Genomic DNA, 7211 nt, shown 5'->3' with positions numbered 1-7211 from the left:
CCATCGGCGTTTTTAACGCCTACAGCTGCTCGTTCGCCTGCTTTTTGGAGCGTTACTAACGACTATGGACGCTAATCAGAGTTACTTTACGGTCCATCGGCGTTTTTAACGCCTACAGTTGCTCGTTCACCTGCTTATGGCTGCTAATCAGAGTTAACTTCCTTTTACAGCTGAAGGTCATTATCCACAGTCGGTATGCCGCATAATTTCCTGTAAAACAAAAAAAAAGCAACCTCCTCCCTTGGTAGGGTAGAAAGGTTGCTTACCTTTATTTTGTCGCTATTAGAGGTTGTTCAAAAAGTCCGCTTCCCATTACGAAGTAAACCAAGAAGCATACTCGACATCTGAGAACCGAACTTTATGAACTCGCGATTGAAGTAATGGCATTACTTGCGCGTAATGCATTTCTCCAGCAAACCTTGCTCTTCCAGCACGCTAACAAGCGTGGAGCCCATGTCGGAAGGCGTAGGAGCAACTTTGATGCCGCAAGCTTCGAGCGTTGCGATTTTCTCAGCAGCCGTGCCTTTGCCACCGGAAATAATGGCGCCTGCATGTCCCATCCGTTTGCCCGGAGGCGCCGTTGCGCCGCCGATAAAGCCTACGACCGGCTTCGTCATGTTGGCTTTGATCCACTCTGCCGCTTCTTCTTCTGCCGTACCGCCGATCTCGCCGATCATAATAACCGCATACGTGTCAGGGTCATCGTTGAAACGGCTCAGGATGTCGATAAACTCGGAGCCCTTAACAGGGTCGCCGCCGATGCCAACCGCGGAAGATTGGCCGATTCCGCGAGTCGTCAGCTGGTGAACAGCTTCGTAAGTCAGCGTTCCGGAACGGGAAACAACGCCTACATGACCTACTGTATGGATATATCCCGGCATGATGCCGATTTTGCATTCGCCCGGCGTAATGACGCCTGGACAGTTCGGTCCGATGAGAACCGTTTTGCTGCCTTCCATGTAGCGTTTCACGTTAACCATGTCAAGGACAGGAATGCCTTCCGTGATGCAGATAACGAGATCCATCTCTGCGTCGACAGCTTCCATAATGGAATCGGCAGCGAATGCAGGCGGTACGTAAATAACGGATGCCGTTGCGCCAGTAGCTTGCTTAGCCTCCAGCACGGTATTGAACACTGGCAATGTTGCAACAGAGCCGTTCTCCAGTGTAATGTCGACCGTCGAGCCGCCTTTGCCCGGTGTTACGCCTCCGACCATTTGCGTACCGTAATCGAGTGCGCCTTTGGCGTGGAACATGCCAGTCTTGCCCGTGATGCCTTGTGTGATGACCTTTGTATCCTTATTGACCAAAATACTCAACTTCACTCACATCCCCTAATTGAAATTCAAACTCTTATCGAGGTTGTTCAACCTTTATTTTAATGTCTGCCCGCTGGCAACATTATTTCACTAGAGCGACAATCTTCTGAGCGCCGTCGGACATCGAATCCGCAGCCACGATGTTCAGGCCGGATTCGTTTAGGAGCTTTTTGCCGAGCTCGACGTTCGTGCCTTCCAGACGCACGACAAGCGGACGGTCAAGACCAAGCTCTCTCGCAGCCGCGATTACGCCTTCCGCGATAACGTCGCACTTCATGATGCCGCCGAAAATATTGACGAAAATGCCTTTGACCTTCTCGTCGGACAGGATGATCTTGAACGCTTCCGTTACTTTCTCCTTGGTAGCGCCGCCCCCTACGTCCAGGAAGTTGGCAGGGTCTCCGCCGTAGTATTTGATAATATCCATCGTTGCCATTGCAAGACCAGCGCCGTTAACCATACAGCCGATGTTGCCGTCCAGCGCGATGTAGCTCAGATCGTACTTGGAAGCCTCGATTTCCTTCACGTCTTCCTCGTCCAGATCGCGCAGCTCCAGAATATCCTTGTGGCGGTACAGCGCGTTGGAGTCGAAGTTCAGCTTCGCGTCAAGCGCCATAACATTGCCGTCGCCAGTCACGACAAGCGGGTTGATCTCGGCGATGGAGCAATCCTTCTCCACGAATGCCGTGTACAGAGCCATCATGAACTTGACTGCTTTGTTTACAAGCTCCGTCGGGATGTTGATTGCATAAGCCAGCTTGCGAGCCTGGAACGGCTGCATGCCTACGGCAGGGTCGATAACTTCCTTGAAGATTTTCTCCGGGGAATGTTCCGCAACTTCCTCGATCTCTGTGCCGCCCTCTTCCGAAGCCATCATCGTCACGCGGCCTGTGCCCCGGTCAAGTACGACCCCGATATAATATTCTTTCTTGATATCGCAGCCTTGCTCAATCAGTAGGCGTTTCACTTCTTTGCCCTCTGGACCTGTCTGATGCGTAACGAGCACCTTGCCCAGAATTTCGCCAGCGTAAGCGCGAACCTCGTCCAAATTTTTGGCAACCTTAACGCCGCCCGCTTTGCCGCGTCCACCCGCGTGAATTTGCGCTTTCACGACGACGACCGGCGTACCGAGCGCTTGCGCCGCTTCTACGGCTTCGTCTACGGAGAAGGCCACTTTGCCCTCAGGCACGACTACCCCGTATTGCTTCAACACAGCTTTGCCTTGATACTCATGGATATTCATTGTTGAAATCCTCCATTTCACAGACTCTATTACGTCCTATGTACACAAACCTTTTTCATTGTAGCATTTTTCTCAGTTGAAAGCGCAAGCCTTTTTGATATGGATATCATCTCAAAAAGAGATCAAACATTTGTCACGTCCACTAGTATGACCCAATGCAGCGGAAATAATCTGCCTTCAGGCCATGCATTGACACCTCGCCCGCATAGCCGCTATGATAAAAAGAAGCATAGCTAAAAACGATAATCTTTTAACATTTTGCAAACGTAGGGAAGCACCCCCGTTGCCGGCTTATTAACATAGCCTCGGGAGGTGCTTTTTTGTGTTCACCATGATTCATAGCTCCAGCGTATTCGGCGTGGAGGGCAAAGGCATATCGGTAGAGGTTGATATCGCCAACGGGCTCCCGCAAGTGAACGTCGTTGGCTTGCCCGATCCAGCGGTGCGGGAATCCGTTGAGCGGGTTCGTGCGGCCATCAAGAACAGCGGATTCCAATTCCCCATGGAGAGAATAACCGTTAATCTCGCCCCTGCAGATCTCCGCAAAGAAGGCACGGCCTTCGACCTCGCCATCGCGGCAGGCATCTTAACCGCCAGCGGACAGCTCGATGCAACGCCGTTCGCGGGTACGCTGTTGATTGGCGAGTTATCGCTTAACGGTGCCGTACGTCCAGTAACCGGCGTGTTAGCCATGCTGGAAGAAGCTCGCCGCGTCGGCATTACGCGTGTGCTTCTGCCGCTGCAGAACCGGGAGGAAGCGGAATGGATCAGCGGTATGGAGCTGTTCGCTTTGACGCATCTGTCCGAGCTTAAGGATTCGGCCCATGCCAAAGCGGTATGGGAGAAGCTGAGCCAAGCACGAACGGAACGTCGAATTTTCGAGCGGGAAGGACCGGCATGGAATGACGGAGGGCCACCTTCACAAGGACCATCCATGGGTTATAACCAAGGGAGGACTGCAGCCGATCCCGAAGATTACATGGACATTGTCGGGCAGCACCAAGGGAAACGCGCCATGCTGATCGCGGCAGCCGGCAATCACAACTTGCTGCTTTGCGGTCCGCCAGGCACCGGCAAAACGATGATGATTCGGCGCTTGCCCGGCATTTTGCCTCCGCTCGACGAAGCCGACGCGCTGGAGGTGACCAAAATCTACAGTGTGGCAGGCAAGCTTCTCGCGAATTCAGGCGGGTTGATGAAGACGCCTCCCTTCCGCTCCCCGCACCACAGTATTTCGACCGGCGGCCTGATCGGGGGAGGATCCATCCCCAAGCCGGGAGAGGTGACGCTCGCACATCGAGGCGTCTTGTACCTGGACGAGCTGCCGGAATTCCCTCGTTCCGTTCTGGAGCTGCTCAGACAGCCGCTGGAGGACCGCGTCGTCTCGATCGCGAGAGCCCGAGCGACCGTCTGCTTCCCGGCAGCGATCCTACTGGCCGCTTCCTATAATCCATGCCCTTGCGGCTACCACGGACACGAATATGGCGACAAAAGATGTACCTGCAGCGCTGCCGCCATTAGTCGTTACCGAGCCAAACTGTCCGGCCCGCTTCTCGACAGGATCGATCTGCAGCTTGAAATTCCGAGACCCCAATCGCTCGATCGCTCACAAGACAAGACGCATACTTCGACTGCCGAGTTAAGAAAGCTTGTGCTTGCCGCGAGAGTACGGCAAAGAGAACGCAATGCCGCCTATGGCGTCAGTTGCAACAGTGAATTATCGGGGAAGGGTCTTAGGCAAGCGGCAAGGCTGAAACCGCAAGCCGCGAGACTGCTCGAGGATGCGTTCCAGGCGCTCGGCATCAGCATGAGGGCTTATGACCGGCTGCTGAAGCTGGCGCGCACGATAGCGGACTTAGAGGATTCTATAAGCGTGGAAGAAATGCATGTAGCGGAGGCTATTCAGTATCGCCGCCTGGATATGGCTTAGACGTAAATTCGGCATCCTAATCAGAACGCCGATTCATAATGACGGTAATCGTCGATCACGTCATGAGCGCCTAAAGTGACTGAAATGACGTCGAAGCGGGTGCGGGCTTCCAGCATTCGATTCTGTCTCAGGTACATCTGAGCGACGAGCCGTACTTTCGCCTGCTTGCGATAGTCGACGGATTCCGCTGCCGTTCCGAACCGGGAGCCGCTCGCCTTGCTGCGGCTTCTGACTTCCACAAATACGATGCAATCGCCGCTTCTGGCAACGATATCGATTTCCCCGCTCCTGCAGCGCCAGTTGCGAGCGAGTATTTCACAGCCGGAGAGGCGGAGCCTGCGCTCCGCCTCCTCTTCTCCCAGCTTCCCTACTCTCAGTCGTTCAGTCGTCATGAAGGTATTCGCCCGCCCTTCGATCAGATTGGTATACGAAGCTTAAAATTTCCGCGACCAGCGTATATAGCTCCGGAGGAATTTCTTGATCAATGTCCAGCTTGGACAATACTTCCACAAGCGAAGCGTCCTCTTGCACGGGCACCCCGTTTTCCTTCGCCTTCTCCAGAATCCGGTCCGCGATCTGGCCGGTGCCCTTAGCGACAAGCACGGGAGCATGCCCATCTCCCGGCTCATATTTCAATGCTACCGCTTTCCGGGGCGGCGTACGTTTTATGTAGTCGTTCTGCTCCTTGCTCATGCCCGGTAATCGACTCCTTTGTAACGCGCTGCGGTGAGCCACGCCTCGCTTGGCGGCGCCGCCGACTTGCTGCCCTTGGCTGAACCCGAAGCCGTTCCTGGCTCGCTCCCATCGGATTCGTTCCCCACAAGCGGCTTCGTGCGTATCGACAACAGCTGATATCCCATCTCGTTTAATCGCTCCGTCAATGTCTCTCGAGAGCCGTCAGTCAACTGAGCAATCGCAGGATGATCGTTCCAGAGCTGCAGACTGACAATCTTGTCGGTAATATGTACATCGACAAGCGTATCGCCCAGCGTTCGCATAGACAGATTGAACAGAAGCCTGCAATTGTCAGCATCCAGCTCTCCCCTACGCCCGCGCCGCGTCTGAATCTGAACGGATGCTGTCTGTTCTCCGCTGGCATCCTTTAACGGAATGAACATCGTCACATGCGTAAATACGGAGTTATTGCGTTCAGGGGCTAGCAACAGCTGTTGGCCAGTAATTTGCCCAATAAGCTGCTGCGCGGTTTCCTTTACATGCGGAGGCGTATCGGCACCGCCAGCCAACAACATGAGAGCGCTCTTAAGCGACTCCGTCCCTACTCCCCCGCTCGGAGGAGTTGAAGTCTGGCCTTGCGCCGGGACATTCAAATCATTGCCAATGGGACCGTCAGCCGCAAGAATGCCTGTCATACGAGCTGCAACCGCAGCTCCTTGACCGTCAACTCTGACGGCAGCTGCAGTTTCCTGAGCTCCAGCAGGCACCTGCGTTCCCTCCGGAGTCTCTGCACCCGATCGTGGCGTCATAGCTTGCTGCAACTGATTTGTCGTCTGGGGAACGGCCATATTTTGAGCCGTTGGCTGCGCAGTCGTTGAGTGACCGCTCCCAGAGGGTGCGGTCACCGCATTTCGTCCCGCTGCTGCGGCTTCGCCAGACGCTTGCCCTGTTCTGGCCGACACGGCATTGGCATCTCCGTCACCCGCTGCCAGGTTCTTTGAGCCAGGTGCAGCCGAAGCTTGACCATTCGTGTCCGTGGCCGCCTTCGCCAGCTGCAGCTCGTGATCAACGCCCATCCACTTCATCAACTGCCCTAGCCAGTTGTTTTGCGAGCCTTGAGCCGCTCTAGCAGCCGCAGCTCCGCTATCCGCTTGCGCCGTCCTGCCATCTGCTCCGGAAGTGCCGTTCGCGCCTCCCTCTGCGGTCGCGGCTCCTTTGCCTGCGCTGCGTCCGTCGACGTGCAGCATCCCGCCATCCGCCGCAGGGCGCCCCGAAGTATTGAAGGGTGTGGAGCCATGAGGCGAAAGCGCATCATCCAGGAGCGACGCGCCTTGCTGCAGCAGCGCAAGAACCCGGGATGCCGCCGTCCTCGACTCGCTTCCGGCGCCCGTTTCCGGTACATCTCCGGAAGCAGTTGCACCCATCTCGGTTAATTGGCGCTGCAATTGATCAAGCAGCTCGTGAGCGGGCTTGCCGAACATAACCTGCTGAAGCGAAGATATGGTCGTCGCCGTCATTGGCATGCCGCGCTTGAAAGCCGTTGCGGCAGCCGTCATCCACTGCTCGGCATCCGCACCCTTCGGCATAGCCGCGACCGCTTGCTGGAACGCCATGGCCGTCGTTCGGTTGAATGCGAACCCTTCTTGACGTAAACCGCGAATCAACGCCAACGCCCATTTCTGATCCGGCAATCCAAGCAGCTTGGCATATTCTCTGAACGTATCGTCAAGAAGGCCGGATGTGTTGAGATCGACTGCTTTCAGCAATATGAGCGAACCGTTCGTTTCAGGCTGTACCTGAAGCATTGCAGATTGGCCGGGCTGAAGCGCCATCTCCAGCTTCGCTCTCACCTGCACGCCGTTAATGCCTACGATGGCTTCGTTATTGTCTAGCGCCTGAAGAACGACGCCGCGTACGACCTGGCCGACTTTCAGCTCCATGGCACGAGTCTCGCCGCTCGTCACTTCTCCCAGCAACCCTCTCATCATTTGGCTAATATTCACTCGCAACACCCCTTAAGTCATTCGCATCCGGTCATCCCGCA

6 protein-coding genes are annotated in these 7211 nt (G+C 55.3%); 1 reads left to right on the top strand and 5 read right to left on the bottom strand.

Translation table 11 applies throughout. From position 1 onward, the window contains the following. Nucleotides 1-386 precede the first annotated feature (386 nt). Both sucD and sucC read right to left on the bottom strand, forming a co-directional pair. Nucleotides 387-1319 (bottom strand): succinate--CoA ligase subunit alpha, encoded by a 933-nt coding sequence (gene sucD / locus B1748_RS35100; protein WP_087572629.1) that lies wholly within the window; start codon nucleotides 1317-1319, stop codon nucleotides 387-389. Nucleotides 1320-1401: 82 nt separating this feature from the next. After that, complete coding sequence (sucC, locus tag B1748_RS35095) at nucleotides 1402-2562, bottom strand: ADP-forming succinate--CoA ligase subunit beta (RefSeq protein WP_087572628.1); 1161 nt, start codon at nucleotides 2560-2562, stop codon at nucleotides 1402-1404. A gap of 331 nt (nucleotides 2563-2893) precedes the next feature. Here sucC and B1748_RS35090 point away from each other — a divergent pair, with 331 nt between their 5' ends. Next, complete coding sequence (locus B1748_RS35090; protein ID WP_087572631.1) at nucleotides 2894-4492, top strand: YifB family Mg chelatase-like AAA ATPase; 1599 nt, start codon at nucleotides 2894-2896, stop codon at nucleotides 4490-4492. A gap of 20 nt (nucleotides 4493-4512) precedes the next feature. On the opposite strand, the gene B1748_RS35085 is transcribed toward B1748_RS35090, so the two are convergent. From B1748_RS35085 to B1748_RS35075, 3 genes are read right to left on the bottom strand one after another with little or no spacing between them, the layout of a single operon-like run. Further along, entirely contained in the window at nucleotides 4513-4884 is a 372-nt protein-coding gene (locus B1748_RS35085) for a YraN family protein (protein WP_087572627.1), read from the bottom strand. Continuing rightward, on the bottom strand, nucleotides 4874-5185 hold the full coding sequence (locus B1748_RS35080; RefSeq protein ID WP_087572626.1) for an EscU/YscU/HrcU family type III secretion system export apparatus switch protein: 312 nt from the start codon (nucleotides 5183-5185) through the stop codon (nucleotides 4874-4876). Before B1748_RS35080 ends, B1748_RS35085 begins: the two co-directional genes overlap by 11 nt. Next, a complete protein-coding gene (locus B1748_RS35075) occupies nucleotides 5182-7170 on the bottom strand; it encodes a flagellar hook-length control protein FliK (protein WP_087572625.1) in 1989 nt (662 codons plus the stop codon). Before B1748_RS35075 ends, B1748_RS35080 begins: the two co-directional genes overlap by 4 nt. Nucleotides 7171-7211: the final 41 nt, after the last annotated feature.

The organism is Paenibacillus sp. MY03 (genome assembly GCF_002165585.1).
Lineage (GTDB): Bacteria > Bacillota > Bacilli > Paenibacillales > Paenibacillaceae > Pristimantibacillus > Pristimantibacillus agaridevorans.
Note: the sequence above shows the minus strand (reverse complement) of the source record. Positions and strands in the feature narration are given on the sequence as shown.

Coding starts and splice junctions, on each gene's coding strand:
- B1748_RS35090 (WP_087572631.1), top strand. CDS start 2,894: ATGATTCATAGCTCCAGCGTATTCGGCGTGGAGGGCAAAGGCATATCG.
- B1748_RS35085 (WP_087572627.1), bottom strand. CDS start 4,884: ATGACGACTGAACGACTGAGAGTAGGGAAGCTGGGAGAAGAGGAGGCG.
- sucC (WP_087572628.1), bottom strand. CDS start 2,562: ATGAATATCCATGAGTATCAAGGCAAAGCTGTGTTGAAGCAATACGGG.
- B1748_RS35080 (WP_087572626.1), bottom strand. CDS start 5,185: ATGAGCAAGGAGCAGAACGACTACATAAAACGTACGCCGCCCCGGAAA.